The organism is Streptomyces sp. AM 4-1-1 (assembly GCF_029167625.1).
In the GTDB taxonomy this organism is placed as follows: domain Bacteria; phylum Actinomycetota; class Actinomycetes; order Streptomycetales; family Streptomycetaceae; genus Streptomyces.
The window spans coordinates 2,151,057-2,169,324 of the sequence record NZ_CP119145.1 but is presented as its reverse complement, the minus strand read 5'-3'; the positions used below and the strand labels follow the sequence as shown (position 1 = coordinate 2,169,324).

General features: G+C 69.2%; 20 protein-coding genes and 1 pseudogene. 6 read left to right on the top strand and 15 right to left on the bottom strand.

The genetic code is table 11. From position 1 onward, the window contains the following. The first annotated feature begins 5 nt into the window (after positions 1 to 5). Genes PZB75_RS09055 through PZB75_RS09045 form a run of 3 tightly spaced genes read left to right on the top strand, consistent with a single transcriptional unit; the run spans position 6 to position 2,601 of the window. On the top strand, positions 6 to 932 hold the full coding sequence (locus PZB75_RS09055; protein WP_275534779.1) for an NAD-dependent epimerase/dehydratase family protein: 927 nt from the start codon (positions 6 to 8) through the stop codon (positions 930 to 932). Then, entirely contained in the window at positions 929 to 1,591 is a 663-nt protein-coding gene (locus PZB75_RS09050) for a spherulation-specific family 4 protein (RefSeq protein ID WP_275534778.1), read from the top strand. Before PZB75_RS09055 ends, PZB75_RS09050 begins: the two co-directional genes overlap by 4 nt. Next, positions 1,588 to 2,601 (top strand): endo alpha-1,4 polygalactosaminidase, encoded by a 1,014-nt coding sequence (locus tag PZB75_RS09045; RefSeq protein WP_275534777.1) that lies wholly within the window; start codon positions 1,588 to 1,590, stop codon positions 2,599 to 2,601. The genes PZB75_RS09050 and PZB75_RS09045 overlap by 4 nt, the downstream gene beginning before the upstream one ends. Before the next feature lie 82 nt (positions 2,602 to 2,683). Here the strand turns inward: PZB75_RS09045 and PZB75_RS09040 are convergent, their stop codons facing one another. The 12 genes and pseudogenes from PZB75_RS09040 to PZB75_RS08985 form a co-directional block, all read right to left on the bottom strand. Further along, the gene (locus PZB75_RS09040; protein WP_275534776.1) at positions 2,684 to 3,568 is read right to left on the bottom strand and encodes an acyl-CoA thioesterase II; all 885 of its coding nucleotides are present in this window, start codon (positions 3,566 to 3,568) and stop codon (positions 2,684 to 2,686) included. A 19-nt stretch (positions 3,569 to 3,587) separates the two neighbouring features. Continuing rightward, entirely contained in the window at positions 3,588 to 4,745 is a 1,158-nt protein-coding gene (locus PZB75_RS09035; RefSeq protein WP_275534775.1) for an acyl-CoA dehydrogenase family protein, read from the bottom strand. Positions 4,746 to 4,934: 189 nt separating this feature from the next. Beyond that, positions 4,935 to 5,774: pseudogene (locus tag PZB75_RS09030) on the bottom strand (nitroreductase/quinone reductase family protein); the annotation flags it as partial. Between the two features lie 58 nt (positions 5,775 to 5,832). Further along, on the bottom strand, positions 5,833 to 6,066 hold the full coding sequence (locus tag PZB75_RS09025) for a DUF397 domain-containing protein (RefSeq protein WP_275534774.1): 234 nt from the start codon (positions 6,064 to 6,066) through the stop codon (positions 5,833 to 5,835). 167 nt (positions 6,067 to 6,233) lie between these two features. Continuing rightward, positions 6,234 to 7,091 (bottom strand): helix-turn-helix transcriptional regulator, encoded by an 858-nt coding sequence (locus PZB75_RS09020; RefSeq protein WP_275534773.1) that lies wholly within the window; start codon positions 7,089 to 7,091, stop codon positions 6,234 to 6,236. Next, entirely contained in the window at positions 7,075 to 7,605 is a 531-nt protein-coding gene (locus PZB75_RS09015) for a DUF6879 family protein (protein ID WP_343286221.1), read from the bottom strand. The genes PZB75_RS09020 and PZB75_RS09015 overlap by 17 nt, the downstream gene beginning before the upstream one ends. Beyond that, positions 7,592 to 7,810: a hypothetical protein gene (locus PZB75_RS09010; RefSeq protein ID WP_275534771.1), complete on the bottom strand. Its 219-nt coding sequence runs from the start codon at positions 7,808 to 7,810 to the stop codon at positions 7,592 to 7,594. Before PZB75_RS09010 ends, PZB75_RS09015 begins: the two co-directional genes overlap by 14 nt. A 164-nt stretch (positions 7,811 to 7,974) precedes the next feature. Further along, positions 7,975 to 10,023 (bottom strand): permease, encoded by a 2,049-nt coding sequence (locus tag PZB75_RS09005; protein ID WP_275534770.1) that lies wholly within the window; start codon positions 10,021 to 10,023, stop codon positions 7,975 to 7,977. Between the two features lie 134 nt (positions 10,024 to 10,157). Then, entirely contained in the window at positions 10,158 to 10,856 is a 699-nt protein-coding gene (locus tag PZB75_RS09000) for an ABC transporter ATP-binding protein (protein WP_275534769.1), read from the bottom strand. Between the two features lie 109 nt (positions 10,857 to 10,965). Then, complete coding sequence (locus PZB75_RS08995) at positions 10,966 to 11,316, bottom strand: hypothetical protein (protein ID WP_275534768.1); 351 nt, start codon at positions 11,314 to 11,316, stop codon at positions 10,966 to 10,968. Between the two features lie 474 nt (positions 11,317 to 11,790). Continuing rightward, on the bottom strand, positions 11,791 to 12,012 hold the full coding sequence (locus PZB75_RS08990) for a DUF397 domain-containing protein (protein WP_275534767.1): 222 nt from the start codon (positions 12,010 to 12,012) through the stop codon (positions 11,791 to 11,793). After that, complete coding sequence (locus PZB75_RS08985) at positions 12,005 to 12,799, bottom strand: helix-turn-helix transcriptional regulator (RefSeq protein ID WP_275534766.1); 795 nt, start codon at positions 12,797 to 12,799, stop codon at positions 12,005 to 12,007. The genes PZB75_RS08990 and PZB75_RS08985 overlap by 8 nt, the downstream gene beginning before the upstream one ends. 116 nt (positions 12,800 to 12,915) lie before the next feature. Between PZB75_RS08985 and PZB75_RS08980 the strand changes: the two genes are divergently transcribed. Then, on the top strand, positions 12,916 to 13,224 hold the full coding sequence (locus PZB75_RS08980; protein WP_275534765.1) for a hypothetical protein: 309 nt from the start codon (positions 12,916 to 12,918) through the stop codon (positions 13,222 to 13,224). On the opposite strand, the gene PZB75_RS08975 is transcribed toward PZB75_RS08980, so the two are convergent. Beyond that, complete coding sequence (locus tag PZB75_RS08975; protein ID WP_275534764.1) at positions 13,210 to 14,685, bottom strand: PucR family transcriptional regulator; 1,476 nt, start codon at positions 14,683 to 14,685, stop codon at positions 13,210 to 13,212. The two genes, PZB75_RS08980 and PZB75_RS08975, sit on opposite strands and share 15 nt — an antisense overlap. Before the next feature lie 272 nt (positions 14,686 to 14,957). Here PZB75_RS08975 and speB point away from each other — a divergent pair, with 272 nt between their 5' ends. Further along, the gene (gene speB / locus PZB75_RS08970) at positions 14,958 to 15,926 is read left to right on the top strand and encodes an agmatinase (RefSeq protein ID WP_275534763.1); all 969 of its coding nucleotides are present in this window, start codon (positions 14,958 to 14,960) and stop codon (positions 15,924 to 15,926) included. 160 nt (positions 15,927 to 16,086) lie between these two features. Beyond that, positions 16,087 to 17,052, top strand: a complete 966-nt coding sequence (locus tag PZB75_RS08965; RefSeq protein ID WP_275534762.1) for a serine hydrolase — start codon at positions 16,087 to 16,089, stop codon at positions 17,050 to 17,052. Positions 17,053 to 17,331: 279 nt separating this feature from the next. Here the strand turns inward: PZB75_RS08965 and PZB75_RS08960 are convergent, their stop codons facing one another. Further along, positions 17,332 to 17,802, bottom strand: a complete 471-nt coding sequence (locus PZB75_RS08960) for a helix-turn-helix transcriptional regulator (protein WP_275534761.1) — start codon at positions 17,800 to 17,802, stop codon at positions 17,332 to 17,334. A 14-nt stretch (positions 17,803 to 17,816) separates the two neighbouring features. Continuing rightward, positions 17,817 to 18,185, bottom strand: coding sequence for a type II toxin-antitoxin system RelE/ParE family toxin (locus tag PZB75_RS08955; RefSeq protein ID WP_275534760.1), 369 nt, complete (start codon positions 18,183 to 18,185; stop codon positions 17,817 to 17,819). Between the last annotated feature and the right edge of the window lie 83 nt (positions 18,186 to 18,268).

Sequence of the window (18,268 nt, the reverse complement as noted above, 5' to 3'; positions counted from 1 at the left end):
GCTCTATGCGCATCCTCGTCCTGGGTCACTCCGGATACCTGGGCGGACATGCCGCCGAACAGCTGCGCGCCCTGCCCGGTGCCCAACTGCTCGGCGGCGGCCGGTCCCCGGGCCCCGGCGACATCGAGGCCGACCTCGCCACGATCGGCCCCGGCCGGCTCGCCGAGAAGGTCGCCGCGTTCGCCCCGGACGCGGTCGTCAACTGCGCCGGGGCCGTCGGCGGTGACGCAGTGACACTCGCCGAGGTCAACGCCCGGGGGCCCGCGGTGCTCTGCGCGGCCCTGCGCGAGGCCGCCCCCCGTGCCCGGCTGGTCCACCTCGGCTCGGCCGCCGAGTACGGGCCGACCGGGCACGGGGAGAGGGTCACCGAACACGCCGCCACCCGCCCGGAGGGCCCCTACGGCGCCACCAAACTCGCGGGCACCGTCGCCGTCACCGCCTCCGGGCTCGACGCCGTCGTCCTGCGCGTGACCAACCCGGTCGGCCCCGGCGCCCCGGCCGCCGGACTGCCCGGCCGGCTCGCCGCGCAACTGCGCCGGGCGGGCACCGCACCGGACGCCGTCGTCCGGCTCGGCGACCTGTCCGCGTACCGCGACTTCGTCGACGCACGCGATGTGGCCCACGCGGTCGTCCTCGCCGTCACCGCACCGGGCCCACTGCCCGGCGTACTCAACATCAGCGGCGGAAAAGCCGTGCCCGTACGGGAGTTGGTTCACGGGCTCACCGACGTGGCCGGATTCCGGGGCAGGGTCGAGGAGGCCACCGGTGCGTCCGCCGGGTCCGTCCGCTCCGCCCAGGTGTCCTGGCAGTGCTCCGACCCGACCGCCGCCCGCGACGCGCTCGGCTGGGCCCCGGGGCACCGGCTGCGGGACTCGCTCACCGCACTGTGGGACGCCACGGCCCCCGAACGGACCGAGGACCAGAACCGGTGACGCTGCTCGTGCCCCTCTACGCCCACCCCGTCCTCGACCCCGACGGCTGGCAGGAACTCACCGGGGCCGCCGAACAGATCTACGGCGTGGTGCTCAACCCCGCCAGCGGCCCCGGTGAACTGCGCGACCCGTCGTTCGTGGCGGCGGCCCGCGCACTCCGCGAAGCGGGCACCCGGGTCCTCGGATACGTCGACCTCGACTACGGAAAACGGCCCGACGCCGAAGTGACGGACGACCTCGCCCGGCACCGCGAGCTGTACGACACCGACGGCTGCTTCTTCGACCGGGCACCCTCCGACACCGCGGGACTGCGCCACTGCCGCAGCCTGGTCCGGGTCGCGCGGCGCGGCGGAGCGACCACGGTCGTCCTCAACCCCGGCGTGCACCCGGCCCCCGGATACGCCCGTATCGCCGACCTGATCGTCACCTTCGAGGGACACTGGACGAGCTATCTGTCCGCCTTCGTCCGCCCGCGCTGGACCAGCCGGCACCCGCCCGAACGGTTCTGCCACCTCGTGTACGGGGTACCGCCCTCCCTCGCCCCTGTCGCCGTCCGTACCGCCCGGGAACGCGGGGCCGCCGTGTGCTGTCCGGTCCCGGGCGAACTGCCCAACCCCTGGGCGGCGCCGCCGTCCGCTCTCCTCGGGAAGACCTCATGACCCGGATTCGACGTTCCCCGTCCAGGCCCGCGGCCCGCGGCCTGCCGCTGGTGGCCTCCGCCGTGCTGCTCCCGCTGCTCCTGCTGACGGGCTGTTCGACGGACACCCAGCGGGCCGACGGGCAGATCTCGGCCCCGCCGCACGCCGGGACCCCGGCGGCCCCGCCCGCCCCGTCCCCGACCCCGTCCGGCGCCGGCTCCCCGCCCCCGGCCGCCTCCACCACCCCTCACACCCCCTCCGCCACCCCTTCCGCCCGCTCGTCCGCCTCCACGTCCCCGCCCGCGTCCCCGTCCTCGCCCGCCGCACGGGCCGGACGCTGGCAGCCCAGGCCCGGCACGGCCTGGCAGTGGCAGCTGAACACCCGGGTGGACCCGTCGGTCGACGTGCCCGTGTACGACATCGACGGATTCGAGAACACCGCCGCCGACGTCGCCCGGCTCCACCGGGACGGACGCAAGGTCATCTGCTACATCAACGTCGGCGCCTGGGAGAGCTTCCGGCCGGACAGCGGAGCGTTCCCGGCCTCGGTCCAGGGCGGCACCAACGGCTGGGAGGGCGAGCGCTGGCTCGACATCCGGCGCGTCGACGTGCTCGAACCCCTGATGGCGAAGCGTTTCGACATGTGCCGGGCCAAGGGCTTCGACGCGGTCGAACCCGATCTGGTCGAGGGCTACTCCAACGACACCGGATTCCCGCTCACGGCCGCGCACCAGCTCACGTACAACCGCATGATCGCCCGGCTCGCCCACGACCGGGGCATGTCCGTCGGCCTGAAGAACGACCTGCCGCAGATCCCCGCCCTGGTGGGCGTCTTCGACTTCGCCGTCAACGAGGAGTGCGCGGAGTACGACGAGTGCGACCGCTACCGGCCGTTCGTGAACGCGCGCAAGGCCGTCTTCCACGTCGAATACACCGTGCCCAACAAGGACTTCTGCGCCGAAAGCCGCAGACTGGGGCTCTCCTCGATGCGCAAGAACCTGAAGCTCGACACCTGGCGCAGCCCCTGCTGAACCCCGCCGGTCCCCGCCCCCGCCGGTCCCCGCCCCCGCCGGTCCCCGCCCCCACCCGGGGGCGGGCCACCGGCACGCGGAGTCAGCCCCGGGGGACCCGGATCACACCCTCCTGGATGACCGTGACGGCCAGCCGCCCGTCCGCCGTGTACATCCGGGCCTGGCCGAGTCCGCGCCCGCCGGACGCGGACGGCGACTCCTGGTCGTACAGCAGCCACTCGTCCGCCCGGAACGGCCGGTGGAACCACATCGCGTGGTCCAGGCTGGCGCCCACCACGTCACCGGACGCCCAGCCGCCGCGCCCGTGGGCGAGCAGCACCGAGTCGAGCAGCGTCATGTCGGAGACGTACGTGGCGAGACAGACGTGCAGCAGCGGTTCGTCGCCGGCCCCGTCCAGCTTGCCGTTCGTGCGGAACCACACCTGGGAGCGCGGCTCGCGCCGCTGCCCGACACTGGCGTACGGCGGGGCGTCGACGTACCGGAGATCGACCGCGGCCCGCGCCTCCGTCAGCCGCTCCATCACTCCCGGATCGCTGAACGAAGCGGCGTACTCCGGCAGCATCCGCTCGGCGGTCGGCAGGGACTCCGGGTCCGGGGCGTCCGGCATCCGCGCCTGGTGCTCAAGCCCCTCCTCGTGCACCTGGAAGGACGCCGAGAGGTGGAAGATCGGCTGACCGTGCTGGACGGCGACGACCCGGCGGGTGGTGAAGGAGCGGCCGTCCCGGATGCGGTCGACGGTGTAGATGATCGGCGCCCCCGGGTCCCCGGGGCGCAGGAAGTACGCGTGCAGGGAGTGGGCGGCACGGTCCGGCAGGACGGTACGGCCCGCGGCCACCAGGGCCTGGGCCGCGACCTGTCCGCCGAAGACGCGGGGCACGACCGAGGACCGGCTCGCGCCCCGGAAGATGTCCCGCTCGATCCGCTCCAGGTCGAGCAGATCGAGCAGGGATTCGAGTGCGGCGTTCATGGTGGGGGAGGGGACCGCCCTACAGGCCCATGGACTTGGCGATGATCATCTTCATGACCTCGCTGGTGCCGCCGTAGATGCGGTTGACCCGGTTGTCGGCGTAGAGACGGGCGATCGGGTACTCGTTCATGTAGCCGTAGCCGCCGTGCAGTTGGAGGCAGCGGTCGATGACACGGGCGGCGACCTCGGTGCAGAACAGCTTGGCGGACGCGGCCTCGGCCGGGGACAGCTCGCCCGCGTCGTGGGCCTCCAGGGCCCGGTCGGCGACGGCCTCGGCGGCGTCCACCTCGGCCTTGCAGGCGGCCAGTTCGAACTTGGTGTTCTGGAACGACGCGACGGACTGACCGAAGACGGTGCGGTCCTTCACGTACGCCTGGGCGAACCGGACGGCGGCGGCGGCCTGCGCGTACGCGCCGACGGCGATCCCCAGCCGCTCCTGCGGGAGGTTCTGCCCGAGGTAGTGGAAGCCCTTGTTCTCCTCGCCGAGCAGATCCCCGACCGGGACCTTGACGTCGGTGAAGGACAGCTCGGCGGTGTCGGAGGTCTTCAGTCCGAGCTTGTCGAGCTTGCGGCCGACGGCGTACCCCTCCGACCCGGCGTCGACGACGAACAGCGAGATGCCGTGCCGGCGGTCCTCGGCGGTGGGCGCGGCGGTACGCGCGCACACGATGACCCGGTCGGCGTGGACGCCACCGGTGATGAACGTCTTCGCGCCGTTGAGGACGTAGTGCGAACCGTCCTCGGAGAGCTTCGCGGTGGACTTCATCCCGGCCAGGTCGGACCCGGTGCCCGGCTCGGTCATGGCGATGGCGTACATCGACTTCCCGGTCACGAAGTCGGGCAGCCAGCGCTTCTTCTGCTCGTCGGTGGCGTACGCCTTCAGATACGGCAGGCAGAGCGCCACATGCACCCCGGAGCCGCCGAAGGAGACACCCGCGCGGGCCGTCTCCTCGGAGATGATCGCCTGGAACTTGAAGGACTCCTCGCCCGCACCGCCGAACTCCTCCGGCACCTCGATCCCGAAGAGCCCCAGCTCACCGAGGGTGAGGTAGAAGTCGCGCGGCGCCTGACCTGCCGCGTACCACTCGTCGTACACGGGGACGACCTCGGCCTCGATGAAGGCCCGGATGGTCTCCCGGAACGCCTCGTGGTCCTCGTTGTACACGGTACGGCGCACGGAGGTGCCTCCTTCGGTCGGCTGCGGCAGCTCGGCGGCCTTCGGCGAGCGTCCGATGTGGCTAAGCGCTTGCTCAGTTCATCGTAGAAGTTACCCGTGGGTCATGGAGCTGTCCAGGGTGAGTCGCGGCACGACGGGGCCCGCCGGGCGCGACCGGCCACCCGGCGAGCCCGTCGGCCGTGACGCTCGTCAGCGAGGACCGTCCCCTCCGTCCTCGGCCGTCCCGGAGGAATCCGAGGGAGCCGAGGGAGCCGAGGGAGCCGAGGGAGCCGTGGAATTCGAGGGAGGAGCGGGCGGCCACGGCACGTCCACGAGGAGGGGGAGGATCGACGCTTCCTCATGGTCGAGGTGTGCGTTCAGCTCCGTGGACATCCCCGCCAGCTCGGCGCGGAAACGCCGCGGGTCCGTGGCGCCGATGTCGGCCAGCAGGGCCACCAGCTCACCTTGGATGCGTGCGACCACGCGGTGTTCGTCGCGGAGCCGGTCGAAGACATCGGCCAGGTCGGGGTGGTGGCGGGCGATTCCGGGGAACAGGTGCGCGTCCTCGCTGATGTGGTGGAACTCCAGGGCCTGGCAGAACGCGAGGCAGCGCTGCCGGATCTGTAGTCCGAGGCCGGGGGCCGGTGGTTCGCCAGGACCCTGGTGGGCCGCGCGTGCGGCGAAGTAGGCGTCCACCTCGGCCCCCACCTGGCGCAACTGGCCACGCAGCCAGGTGTGCACCTCCATCAACTTGTCGGCGAGCGTGCGCACTTCGCGGGCAGCCTGCCAGCCGTCGGGTTCGGCGCGCTCCAGTACGACGACTGGCAGCACCCGCGTGGTCCGGGCCTGGTAGTCGCCGTATCCGGAAGCGGTCCGCACGGCGTGCGCGAAGAGCTCATCGCGCCGGGCCCCCTCGGCGGGGACGGCCAGGGCCTGGAAGGAGCGGGTGCCGACCTCCACCCGTACCACCGGGTGGGCGAGCAGATTGTGGTACCAGTCCGGGTGGTGAGGGGCGCCGAGGTTGGAGCCGACGATCAGCAGCGACTCGCCGCCCGGCCCTCCCCGCCCGGCTGATCCCCTTCAGAGGAGACCGGCCGGGCGGGGTCTGTCAGACGGAGAGCCCGAAGCGCGCCGGTCGGATACCGGCGGCTTCCAGCTCCTCGGTGGTGAACCGCAGCGGCTCCGTTCCGGGACGCTTGCTGTCACCCAGCGCCCATGCGTTCTCACCGATACGGGCGAGAGTCACGCAGGATTCGCCGTCGGGGTGCGTACTGCCGCCGCATGCCTTGGCGAACGCGGCCATGTCGATGTCGAGCGCGTAGAGATCGATGCCGTTCTGCATGGGTGTGCCTTCCTGGTGGTCGGGCGACGTAACCGCCCATTCGCCCGTGCCGGACAGAATCCATCAGCATCCCCGGTTTTTCCCGGTGAACAGAAGCCGAGGGAGAAACTGCCGCATCGAGCTTCCCGTGAAGACAGTATTGCGCACCCATCGGTGATGATTAATGGTCAGTCACGTTGATGCATGAAAGAGTGAGAGGCCGCACTCAAGAATTCGCTCGCATTTTCGCCCGTAAGGGCATGCGACCAGAAGAGCTCAAACAGGTTTTGGTGTTGCGTCACGTCCTTCGGGTCGCGCAGCGTGACCTCTCCCGAAAACAATTCGACCGTGACCAGTCGATCGTCATAGATGACGAAGATGTTCATGGGTGTGCCAGGTACGTGTGCTGTTTGTGGGATTACCCCGATCTCGACGTTCGGTCTTCTGTTGACCTCGGCCATGTGCGCGCACTGCGCCGCCATGACGTCGTTGCCGGCCCGCCGCCACATGACGGCCTGCTCGGTCATCAGGAACCAGAACGTACGAGACGTGTCATCCAGGATGGTCTGACGGCGCGTACGTGCCTCCACCGCCTTCTCCACGTCCCTCGTCGGTTCACCGGGAACGGTCGGGGACAGCGTCTCCGTGGCGTACTCGCGTACGTGCAGCAAGCCCGTCGGGACGGCAGGAAGAAAGTGGCGCACCACCCGGGACGAGGACTCCAGGGAGCCGAGTTCCAACTGTTTGCGGTACAGACCGACACGCGCGTAGGTACGCCAGGACGCATAGGAGACATTTGCTCTGCGTGCCATCCGGAGGATTTCGTCGGCGACTTCATCGGGCACCGCGAGTGCCTTGAGAATTCGGTCGACATCGATGACGGTCGGCAAAGCCCGACCGGTCTCGATACGGCTGATCTTCGTCTGACTCATGTTGCAGCGAAGCGCCAAGCGCTCACCACTGAGGCCGGAAGCGCGACGGAGACCCCGAAGGGCCTCCGCCAGACTCTTCCGTTCCCGTAGTTGGGTATCAGGGTCGATAGGCACTGAACGGTACGGCGCCTTCCAGGGCGAGATCCCGCCGGGCGAGATACTGTGCGATGTCCGGGGAGCGGATCAGTTCCCGGTCGATCTGGGTGCCGTCGGGCCGGTAGTTGAGATGCACCACGATCGATTCGTCGAACAGCCAGAAGTCCTGTGCGGGTATTCTTGAGTCCGGTCGATCCGTGACATCGGTGATCTGATAGTTCTCCCCCGCTGCCACATTTCCGGGAATGCACCACTCGAACAGATAGCGGCTGTAGGGGGTGAGGGGGCGGCGCACGATCTTTGCCCGGGTCATCGTCCGTCCGGCCGCGGCATGGTCACGGACGGTCCGGTGCCACGGCGCATTGAAACCCTCGGGCATCGGTGCGCCGGCCAGAAAGGAGCGGACCGTGTCCGCCTCCGCGGGCATGGTGTACGTCTGGTGGACCTCCAAGCGGAACGCGGAGTGCTTGAAGTCGTGGAAGTATGCCTGCCATTCCTCGCCGTCCAGGAGCACGCGATCAGAGCCATCCACGGGCACGGGCCGCCTCCTTCAGGATCTTCTCCGGAACCATTACCACGGACTCGCCGTCCGGAGTCGGGTGAATGACGTCATACCCCTGGATGGCCAACATGCCGGGCTCCGGCACGGCGTACACGGTCGGGCAGTCGCCGTTCCCGCACGTGTCCTCGTCACCCTTGCCGCACGGGCCGCCCGCGATCACACGTAACGCTTCCACCGAGGTCCCTCCCGGTTCGGTGTGTTCAGCAAGTTAAGGACCGCTGCTCCTGTCCGCAAGTAAGAACCGTTGTTCAGTCACGTAATCGCATGGACCGGCCGTCTCTGTGCGGATGTGCGCACGTCGGTGACGGCGCGCGAACGGCGGAGGACGACCGCGGATGGTCAGTCGGCGTGGGGTCTCCAGGACGGGGCGGCCCGGCGGGCGGAACGCGCGGCGAGAACTCCGATCGCCACTGCGGCCAGAGCGAAGCCGGCGGATGCTGTGGCAAGGACCGGCCAGGAGAACTTCCCCTCACGCAGGGAGATGACGAAGAACAGGGAGTGCCAGTCGGTGATGAGCGTAGCGGCGGCGGTCGCGATCAGTAGCGGCACCGTCAGGTACCACAGGGCGATCGCACGGAAGACCCGGTCGTTTCCGGTCAGCACGCTCAGGGGAGCCAGTCCTGCTCTGATACGGACGAACTCGGCGGCAGCGCTGATCAGTCCGGCGATCAGAAGCAGCGTCAGGCCCAGGCCGCCGAAGAAGAAGAGCCAGTTGTTCAGACTGTTCTTCTCCCGGGCTCCGATCACCCACGACTCACCCGGTGTGTCGACGTTGATGCCGGGATGTACCGCGTAGGCGGCTTTCTCGATCTGTGCCCGGTGGCCGGGCTCGTCGGCGGTCACGATGAGAGACCCGTCGGCGTGCGGGGTATCCAGATCCCCGCTGGTGGCCCGGACAGTGAGGTTGCCGTGGTAGGGGCGTCCCAGCTCCTCAAGCCGCGGGTCACGCGTGGTGATCCGCTGCGCCGACGTGGGGCACGGCAGGCGCAGCGCTGACAGGTCGCGGCAGGATGCCACCAGGTCGATGCGAGGGCGATCCCCTTCGGGATGGGCCGTTGCGGCCAGCAGGTGTGCGCCCTTGGGCAGGGAACGTGAGAGGTCCTTGACCGCGGTGGGGGGCAGGGTGCTGCTGTGGACGAGGTAGAGGGTGTCGCCTACGCGTCGGGTGAGCTCCTGGGCTGCGGCGGCGCTGTCCCCCAGACGGCTGTTCCAGACCTGGAGATGGCTGATGAGCCCGATACCGATGATGAAGACCACGGAGAGCCGTACCAGGACACCGGGGTGGGACGCGGTCCAGCGGCCGGCGATGAGACGCCCGGGGTTGCCTTTGCGGTAGCCACTGGCCGCGATGCGTCTACCGTTGGCGACGCTCACCATAGCGATCACCGACGGGAGCATGGCCCACATCAGGACGGTGCCGGAGAGGAAGATCCCGACATCGGCACCCTTGGGAGCGTACTGGCTCAGAGCGATCGCCAGAACACCGGCCACACACAGCGCGAGGCGCCATTTCGGCAGACGCGAGGAAGAGACACTCGGCCGGGTCGCGGTCCCGGAACGCTGTACCCGGTGCAGAAGGACCAGCAGCAGCAGCGTCAACACCAAAGACGCGAACAGGGCGGCGACGAGCTGGGGCCACATCTGTCGCATGTCGGCGGCGCTGATGACGTAACCGGTCAGAGGGAGCCGGACGTCGGTGGCCAGCAGCAGGGCCGCCGGGATGAGGCAGAGCAGGGTGCCGGACGCGGCGGGGACGAACCCCTCCCCGACGTTGATCAGCGCCCGGTGCGTCCATGAGGCGCCCAGGGCGTTGACGAGCCGGCTGCGGCGGTCGCGGGTCGCCGACCCTACACGGGTGGCGACCACGAGCAGCGCGAGAGCCGGGACGGCCATCAGGACGGCGATCGTCCCGGCGGTCTCCGGCAGCGTGCGGGGGTAGATCTCCTGGTTCATCGGGAACGTCTGGCCGAAGCCGGCGATGTACTGCCAGGACTGCGCGACGGGGTCGGCCGGCGCCTGGGCGGCGCGGACGTACACGATGCGTTCGGAAGGCGACCTCAGCCCCTGCGCCGTGATGGTTCCGCCGTATCGGCCGTAACGGTCAAGGCTGTCGTACTCTCGCGCGGCCTGTGCCAGCTCGTGAGAGAAGAAGGCCTCCCCCGGAGCGGGCCAACGTGACAGACCCGGTGGCGGTGCCGCGTCAGGGGTGAGGGGCTCGATGTAGATGACGCCGTGCGGTGTGGCACCGAAGGAGTCGTAGGCCTCCTTCCACAGCGCGGTGGCCCGCGTGGGGTCCTCGGCGATAATCGGTCCGCGGGCCTGTTCGCGCTGGGCGCGTCCGTCGAAGGTGGCACTCGCGGTGACAAGAGCCAGGGCTGTCAAGGCCAAGGCCGCTGCGGCCGCCATCAACGCCCAGAACCGCAGCCGTGTACCTGGAGTTGCGCGTGCTGCGGCCAGCCCGATCCTGAGGAGCTGGAGCCACAGTCGTCCTGGACGTCGCACCGGTGCGCGCGATGGAGTGTTCACGCGGGTGTCCCTTGATGAGCGGGGACGAGGACGCTGTTCTCGAGTTCGAAGGCACGAGAAGCACGGGCAGCGATCGCAGGGTCGTGCGTGACGACCAGGAGTGCGCAGCGACGTTCACGGCAGATCCGGAACAGTTGGTCGGCGACGTTCTCCCGCGCCTTGGGATCGAGCGCACCAGTGGGTTCGTCCGCCAGCAGCACAGGAGGCTGCGCGATCAGGGCACGGGCGACGGCGGTGCGTTGCCGTTCCCCACCGGAGAGCAGACCTGTGGGAGTACTTCCGTGGGGGACTTCGAGTTCGTCGAGGAGTTGAGCGGCGCTCGCGTAGGCATGGCGATGGTCGGAGCCGTCGAGGAGCATCGGCAGCGCTACGTTCTCCACGGGCGTCAATTCGGGCAGCAGCTCACCGAACTGGAAGACCACGCCGAGGTACTTACGGCGTGCTTTGGCCAGAGCGCCCGGAAGCAGGCCGGTAACCCGGTGGCCGCCTGCGGTGACGGTGCCGGAGTCGGGCTTGACCAGTCCCAGCACGCACATCAAGAGCGTGGACTTGCCCGAGCCGCTCGGCCCTGTGATGGCGACGGACTCTCCCGGAGCCACGGTGAGGTCGACGTTGTCGAGAAGGAGTCGGTCTTCAACCTGGTAGCTCAGGCTTTCCACCCGGAGGCCACCGTCCGGCGGCAGTGTGCGGGTCACAGTACGTCCGTATCTTTGAAGAGGGCAGGCTGGGGGAACTGGAATCGCCGGGCAAGCCTTGGTGCGGCTTGCCCGGCGAACGCTGGAATGACGAAATGGCGGCTCCGGGTTACGGTGCGACCCAGCCGGAGCAGTCGTCGGAGGCCCAGTCGTTGTCGTCGCAGGCCTTGAATTTGATGATCTTCGACCCGCCGGCCGAGGTCGCACGGGTCTTATAACCGCTCTGGTTCCACAGCGTACGAAGGGTACCGGCGCTGTCCTGCCGGTAGTACTCCGCCTTGCCCGGATCGCCGTCGTCGCTGCCGTCATAGACGGATATCCGGCCACTGTCGCCGTCCCACGGGCTCGTGGCGGTCACCCCGCCACCCGTGACGCTGAGCGCCACAGCGCTACTGGTCGGCAGGACGATACCGGCAGCCAGCATGATCCCGGCGATCGCCTTGATCCTACGCATATTCATTTCCCGCTCCTCGACTGAACGGTTCGGTTCTCATGCCGAACCTGCTCACCGACCGATCTTGGAGGTTCTTCATAATCCGCGCAGCAATTTCGTACACATGTGATCTATCGCACGCAGTGGAATGTTGAGTTCCGTTCAATTTCTTAGCGATAAATGCACGCAACGCTTTTTCGCGCCATATTTGAATGGCTCAAAATCCATTATGGCTGGAACGTGTGTGCATTTATTGGCCGGAAACGCGTGAGTTCACCCGTGAGAGCGGAGTCGGCGATGCGGCGCGCGATCCGGCGGTGCGGGGGGAGAGCCTGAGCGAGAGGTTTCGTCGGCCGAGCCGTGACGCGGCGGCCTGGAACCACGGCGCGTTGAAGCCCTTGCGTATCGGAGCGCCGACGGAAAGAGCGGATCGTCTCCGCCTCGACAGGCAGTGTGTGTGCCTACGGGCGGAGACGGAGTGCTTGAAGTGTGGAACGAGGCTCAGGACGGGAACGTGCCCGCCCGGAGATTCGTGACGAACGAGGTCCACGCGGCGGTCGGGAAGACGAGCGCGGGACCGTGGGGGTTCTTCGAGTCGCGGACGGGGATGCCGGAGGGGTGGCTGTCCCCCACCTCGACGCAGCTGCCACCGTCGCTGTTGCTGTATGACGACTTGCGCCAGCCGTGCATTGCTGCCGAGGTCTTGACGATGTGTTCAGTCATGATGCCCGTATTCCTTCGCAATTGTCCTCATGAAGGCGACGGACTCCTTGAGTGGAAGCGCGTCTCCCAAAGCCAAATCGTATGTGCCCTGGATGCGTTGAACCAGGCCAGGGGAGTCGTGCACCGTTCCCATGAACGCCCCTTCGCTGTATACGGCCGGGGGTTGGTCCTCGAACCACATGAGCGTCATCATGCCCAGGAGGAGAGGGTGCCCGCCCAGCCCAAAGGGAAGAACGTGAATGCGGACCCTCTCCCTTTCCACGAGGTGGATCATGGATGTGATCTGGTCGGCCATGACTGTCGACCCGCCGATCGGGCGGCGAAGCACGGCCTCGTCCAGCAGGACTGAAACTACTGGGGTCAACGGGTCGTCAAGGATTCGCGCTCGCTCGATTCGCGAGACAACGAGCCTGTCGCGCTCTTCGGTGCCCCGGGGAGGATACGCAATACGCAGCACTGCTTGCGCGTATGCCTCGGTCTGAAGGATTCCAGGCACATAGGACAGGGCGAACTCTCGGATGGTCGTCGCCTGTTGTTCGAGTTGACGTCCAGCCTCGAAGTAGTCAGCGACCGCCACGTCGTCCTGCGGCCGGAAGCGGCTGAGTACGTTCCCCGTGTTCAGTGCCTTGTCCAGCCTCCGTGCGTCGTCCTGCGACGGCACCCGGCGGCCCGCCTCGATGTGTGAGATGTGCGAACGCGTCATGATCGCCGCGTCGGCCAGGTCCTGCTGCGTCAGGCCCGCCGCCACGCGCTGTTCCCTGATCCATTCGCCATAGGTGCTACTCACAGTGAACTCCCCTGCGACTAATGCGATGTCACCAGCTAGTTGCTGGCGAGCCTAGCTCGCACTGTCTCACTCTGTGTGTGGATTGCTACCTACAGAGACCGAAAGAGGTGACTCGCATGATCAGCGAACAAATCGGTGCGGTGCGGCTGCTGCCGTGGGCCGGGCCGGACGGCAAGCCCTGCTACGTCATCGGGGGCGGGGACGGCTATGTGTCCCGGCTCGCGGACGAGATCGAGAGCGTGCAGCTCTCCATGTCGACCGAACTCCTCGGCCACGCGGCCGACATGCTCGACGACGACAGCGTGACGTGGGAACAGCTCCGCTTTCTGGTGGCGCGGATGAGGGAGTCGCTGCGGGATCTTCACCGGATCGCCGAGAGCCGGGGCGCCCGGCTCGAAGCGTCGGCGCTCTCAGAGGTGCCGTAGCGCGAACCACAACTCCGTACGTACGTCCATGTCGTCCAGGTCCATGTCCAGCAACCCGGCGCATCTGGCGATGCGTTGGCGGACCGTGTTGCGGTGGACGCCGAGTGCCACCGCCGTGCGGTCCCAGTTGCCGTGGAGGCTCAGCCAGCAGCGCAGGGTCTCCGGCAGGGGCGCGGTCAGCGGGGCGAGGAGGGTGCGGGCGCGGGCGGCGGCCTCGGCGGGGGGCACCAGGTCGGTCAGGGCCGTGGCGGGACGGTGGTGGACCAGGGGGGCGCGGGTCGCCCTCGCGTGGGCGAGGGCGCGGGCCGCCTGGGTGTCGGCGGTGCGCAGTTCGGTCATGGGGGTGGGGGAGGAGATGCCCAGTGTCCAGCCGGGGACTCGGGGCACCTCCGGGCGGCCGGGGAGCAGCAGGCGTACGGGTTCGGAGTCGGAGTTCGCGTCCAGCAGGGCCGGGCCCGACGCGTTGGTCAGGGCGGTGGTCAGCGCGGTGGTCAGGGTCTCGGTCGTGGCGGTGGGAGTTGTGGGGTGGGCGTGGGCGACCGTCCACTCCTGGGTTTCCGTCAGCAGGCCCGCCACCTCGGTCGGTGCCGCGCCCAGCAGCAGCCGTACGAGTGCGGCGTCGCGTCCCTCCGTCCCGGCGGTGCTCCGGTGGGGCGCGGCCGTGAGAAGTGAGAGCAGGACGGTCGCGACCGCGGTGATCGTGTGGTCGCCCGGGGTGCGTCGGGGCGTGGCGATCCCGAGGGCCGGTTCGTCACTGCCACCGCCGAGCGCGTACGCGGAGAGGTGTACGGCTCCGAGGGTGTCGGCCGCCGAGGCGGGGGCGCGGGCTGTCGTGGAGGAGACCAGCCGGGCGAGGCGCGCCAGTGCGGCGGCCACCTCCGGCGCCGGCTCGGGGCCCGCCGTGCGCAGTACCTCGCCGTCCGTCCCGTACAGCGCCGCGTGGCCGTCCAGTCGGGCCGCGAGCCGGTGCAGTACCGCCCGTACCGGGTCGGGGCGGGCCGCCGCCGTGGCCAATGCCTGCTGCGCCCGGGTCACCCGGCGCAGCTCGCGGTGGCGGGCCTCGGACATCAGCCGCCACACCGCCCGCGCGACCGCCGTGAACGGGGTCCGGGGCGGCACCTCCAGCAGCGGCAGCCCGTACCGTTCGCAGGCCGCCACCAGGTCCGGCGGCACCGCCTCGTGCACCGGGGCCACCCCGAAACCGAGTGCCACCGCGCCCGCCGCCACCAGCCGGGTCACGTAGGCGAACGGATCGCCGAGCTGCACGCCTGCCGTCAGGACCAGCTCGCCGCCGAGCAGATACGGGTACGGGTCGGCCATCTCCGACGCGTGCACCCACAGGATGTCCGCCGGGTCGGCGGGTTCCGTGAGGGAGCGCAGCCCCAAGTCCTCGTCGGCGAGGAGGGCGGCCAGAGGGACGGGCGGTGTCGGTGGGGTCGCGGGGGTGGAGTGGTTCGGCATGGACGGTCCATCCACTTCGGGTGGCTCTGATGGATGAAACGTACACTTCTGGCCGGTCGCGCGGGCGCCTAGCCTCGACCACACGTACCACTGTCCGAAGAGGTCCGAAGAGGTCCGAAGAGGTCCGAAGAGGTCCGAAGAGGTCCGAAGGCTTCGGGAGGCACCCGAGGCGTTCGGAGACGTCCGAAAGTATTCGGGAACGGGTATTCGGAAACGTCCGAGAGTGTTCGGAGACGTCCGGAGACCGTCCGTAGCACCCGGAAGGCACCCACATGAGCAGCAACGAGACTCCGCGCGGCCCCGTCGACTCCTCCCTCGTCCCCCGGTTCGCGGGCCCGGCGACGTTCGCCCGGCTGCCGAGGCTCGACGAGGTCGGCACGGCGGACGTCGCCGTCGTCGGCGTGCCCTTCGACTCCGGTGTCTCCTACCGCCCCGGCGCCCGGTTCGGCGGCAACGCGATCCGTGAGGCGTCGCGCCTGCTGCGCCCGTACAACCCGGCGCAGGACGCCTCGCCGTTCGCACTCGCCCAGGTCGCCGACGCCGGTGACATCGCGGCGAACCCGTTCAACATCAACGAGGCCGTCGACACGATCGAGGCCGCCGCCGACGATCTGCTGTCGACCGGCGCCCGGCTGATGACGCTCGGCGGGGACCACACCATCGCCCTGCCGTTGCTGCGTTCCGTCGCGAAGAAGCACGGCCCGGTCGCCCTGCTCCACTTCGACGCGCACCTCGACACCTGGGACACGTACTTCGGCGCGGAGTACACCCACGGCACGCCGTTCCGCCGGGCCGTCGAGGAGGGCATCCTCGACACCTCCGCCCTCTCCCACGTCGGCACGCGCGGACCGCTCTACGGCAAGCAGGACCTGACCGACGACGCCAAGATGGGCTTCGGCATCGTCACCTCCGCCGATGTGATGCGGCGCGGGGTCGATGAGATCGCCGACCAGCTGCGGCAGCGCATCGGGGACCGCCCGCTCTACATCTCCATCGACATCGACGTGCTCGACCCGGCGCACGCGCCCGGCACCGGCACGCCCGAGGCCGGTGGGCTCACCTCCCGGGAACTGCTGGAGATCGTCCGGGGACTGTCCTCCTGCAACCTGGTCTCGGCGGACCTCGTCGAGGTCGCGCCCGCGTACGACCACGCGGAGATCACCTCCGTCGCCGCCTCCCACACGGCGTACGAGCTGACGACGATCATGTCCCGGCAGATCGCGGCGGTCCGCGCCGGCTGAGCCGTGCGGGTACCCGGACCCGAACTCGTGTCCATTCCACGCATGGCATGCGTACAACTTTTCGGGTGCCTGGGAGTCAAGCTTTCGGGGATGCCGGGGGCGTCCCCGAAACACTTGGCTCAGGGGACGGGGAAACGTCATGAAAACACCCCATATACGCATGCGTCATGCGCGTGTGTCGCGCCGCACCCGGGGCGCGCTGGCCGTGGCCGTCGCCGCGGGTGTGCTCGCGCCACTGGCCGCGGGCGCCGCACCGGCCACGGCGGCGACCGCCACGGTCAGCTGCACCTCGGGCAGGGCGGGGCTCGCCGCCAAGCTGACGAAGGACATCACCGCCGCGCTCAAGGGGCGCAAGTCGACGACGGCCGTGGCGCTCTACGACCGCACGACGAAGACGACCTGCACCCTGCGCGCCACGCAGAAGTTCGACTCGGCGAGCGTCGTCAAGGCGACCGTGCTCGCCACGCTGCTCTGGGACGCGAAGAGGAGCAACCGTCTGCTGACCTCGCGCGAGACCGCTCTCACGACCGCCATGATCACGAAGTCCGACAACAACGCGACCACCGCCCTGTGGAAGCAGCTCGGGGTGACCAAGGTCAAGGCGTTCCTCAAGGCCGCGGGGATGACGCAGACCGTGCCCGGTTCCGGCGGTTACTGGGGACTGACCCAGATCACCGCGCAGGACCAGCAGCGGCTGCTCACTCTGCTGACCACGAAGAACGCCGTGCTGAGCGACAACGCGCGCAGCTACGAGCTGAAGCTGATGCGTGCCGTGGTTTCCTCGCAGCGCTGGGGCACCCCGGCGGGCGCCCCGGCCGGGCCGGCGATACAGGTGAAGAACGGCTGGCTGTCGCGCGCGAGCCACGGCTGGCGGGTGCACAGCATCGGCGCCTTCACGGGCAAGGGGAACGACTACGCGATCACCGTGCTCACCCAGGACAACAGGACGATGAACGACGGCATCAACACCATCCAGGCCGTGGCCCGCGCCGTGCACAAGGACCTGAAGCCGGCCGCGTCGAAGACCGCGTCGGTCTTCGTCCCGCCCGCCGTCGCGCAGGAGGCGGTGCCGCCGCTGCCCGAGGCGCCCGGTAGGACGCTGATCACGGCGCCCGAGCGCCCTTGAGTCCGGCGTCCGGGCGTCCCTGAGTCCGGCGTCGGGGTGCCCGCGGAGTCCGGCGCCGGAGTGTTCCTGAGTCCGGCGTCGGGGTGCCCGCGAGTCCGGCGCCGTGCCCTTACGGTCCGGCGTGCGTACGTCTCTCGGTCCGGCGCGCGAGTGTCCCTGAGTCAGGTGCGCGAGTGCCCCTGAGTCCGGCGCCGTGCCTCTACGGTCCGGCGTGCGTACGTCTCTCGGTCCGGCGCCCGAGCGCCCCTGATCCCCGCCCGCCGCACCCGCACTGCCGCCTCAGCCGCCCACGGCCCGAGCCTGTGGCGCCGAGACCTCCTCGTCGTCCGGCTCGGCATGGGCGGTGCCGGGTGCGGACCCGGCGTGGGGCCTCCGTGCCGCGGTGCCGGCGGCACCTGACTCCGTCTGCGCGGTGAAGGCGATACGAATCGCCTCACCGTCGATCTCCAGTGTGAAGACGGAGTCCATGGCCCGCGCCAACCGGGCGAGCAGCGGGACCGTGGGCATCGTGCCGCCCAGCTCCAGCTTGGAGACCTGCGGTTGTGTCATCTTCGCGCGCCGCGCCAGCTCGGTCTGCGCGATCCCCAGCGCGGTGCGACGGTCGTACACCGCCTGCCCGAGATCCCATGCCAGGTCGAGCTCCTGGCGGCGCCTTACGCGCTCCGCGCTTTCTGCGTTGTCCTCGCCCTCCGAGATGCTTTCGGCGACCTTCCGATCCCGGGCGAGCTTCCACTCCGCGTGACTGACCACGAGGCGCTTCCTTTCTAGACGTCGCGGGTGAATGTGTCATGTGCCGGCTTGTGCTCCGCCTCACAGGCGGTCTTCGCGCGTCTGGCGCGAGCGACCTCGGCATTCTCGCGCTGTCGCGTCTTACGGAAGACGGTCAGGAGCACGACCCGGCGCTCCGGGGCCAGCCAGTACGAAATTCGCACTGCTTCGCGGGCCCGTCCCATCTCGAATCTCAGCTCCCGCACGCCGTCGCCCAGATGCCGGGAGTGTGGCTCTCCGAGTGTCCTGGCGCTGCGGGCCAGGCGGTCGGCGGCATGCTCAGCCCGCTCGTAGTCGTGTTTCGGCAGATTGGTCAGCCACAGTCGGACCTCCGGCTCGATCTCGATGATGAAAGGCGCATCCATATGGGGCAACGTATATATCTCTCACTGTATGACGCCATGAAGTGGCTGTGAAGTCAGCAGAACGAGTGGACGCGCCCTCATAC

What these genes read in the sequence shown, in the direction of transcription:
- PZB75_RS09055 (WP_275534779.1), top strand. Translation starts at nt 6, where the DNA reads ATGCGCATCCTCGTCCTGGGTCACTCCGGATACCTGGGCGGACATGCC.
- PZB75_RS09045 (WP_275534777.1), top strand. Translation starts at nt 1,588, where the DNA reads ATGACCCGGATTCGACGTTCCCCGTCCAGGCCCGCGGCCCGCGGCCTG.
- PZB75_RS09040 (WP_275534776.1), bottom strand. Translation starts at nt 3,568, where the DNA reads ATGAACGCCGCACTCGAATCCCTGCTCGATCTGCTCGACCTGGAGCGG.
- PZB75_RS09025 (WP_275534774.1), bottom strand. Translation starts at nt 6,066, where the DNA reads ATGCAGAACGGCATCGATCTCTACGCGCTCGACATCGACATGGCCGCG.
- PZB75_RS08995 (WP_275534768.1), bottom strand. Translation starts at nt 11,316, where the DNA reads ATGAATATGCGTAGGATCAAGGCGATCGCCGGGATCATGCTGGCTGCC.
- PZB75_RS08990 (WP_275534767.1), bottom strand. Translation starts at nt 12,012, where the DNA reads ATGACTGAACACATCGTCAAGACCTCGGCAGCAATGCACGGCTGGCGC.
- PZB75_RS08980 (WP_275534765.1), top strand. Translation starts at nt 12,916, where the DNA reads ATGATCAGCGAACAAATCGGTGCGGTGCGGCTGCTGCCGTGGGCCGGG.
- PZB75_RS08975 (WP_275534764.1), bottom strand. Translation starts at nt 14,685, where the DNA reads ATGCCGAACCACTCCACCCCCGCGACCCCACCGACACCGCCCGTCCCT.
- speB (WP_275534763.1), top strand. Translation starts at nt 14,958, where the DNA reads ATGAGCAGCAACGAGACTCCGCGCGGCCCCGTCGACTCCTCCCTCGTC.
- PZB75_RS08965 (WP_275534762.1), top strand. Translation starts at nt 16,087, where the DNA reads ATGCGTCATGCGCGTGTGTCGCGCCGCACCCGGGGCGCGCTGGCCGTG.
- PZB75_RS08955 (WP_275534760.1), bottom strand. Translation starts at nt 18,185, where the DNA reads ATGGATGCGCCTTTCATCATCGAGATCGAGCCGGAGGTCCGACTGTGG.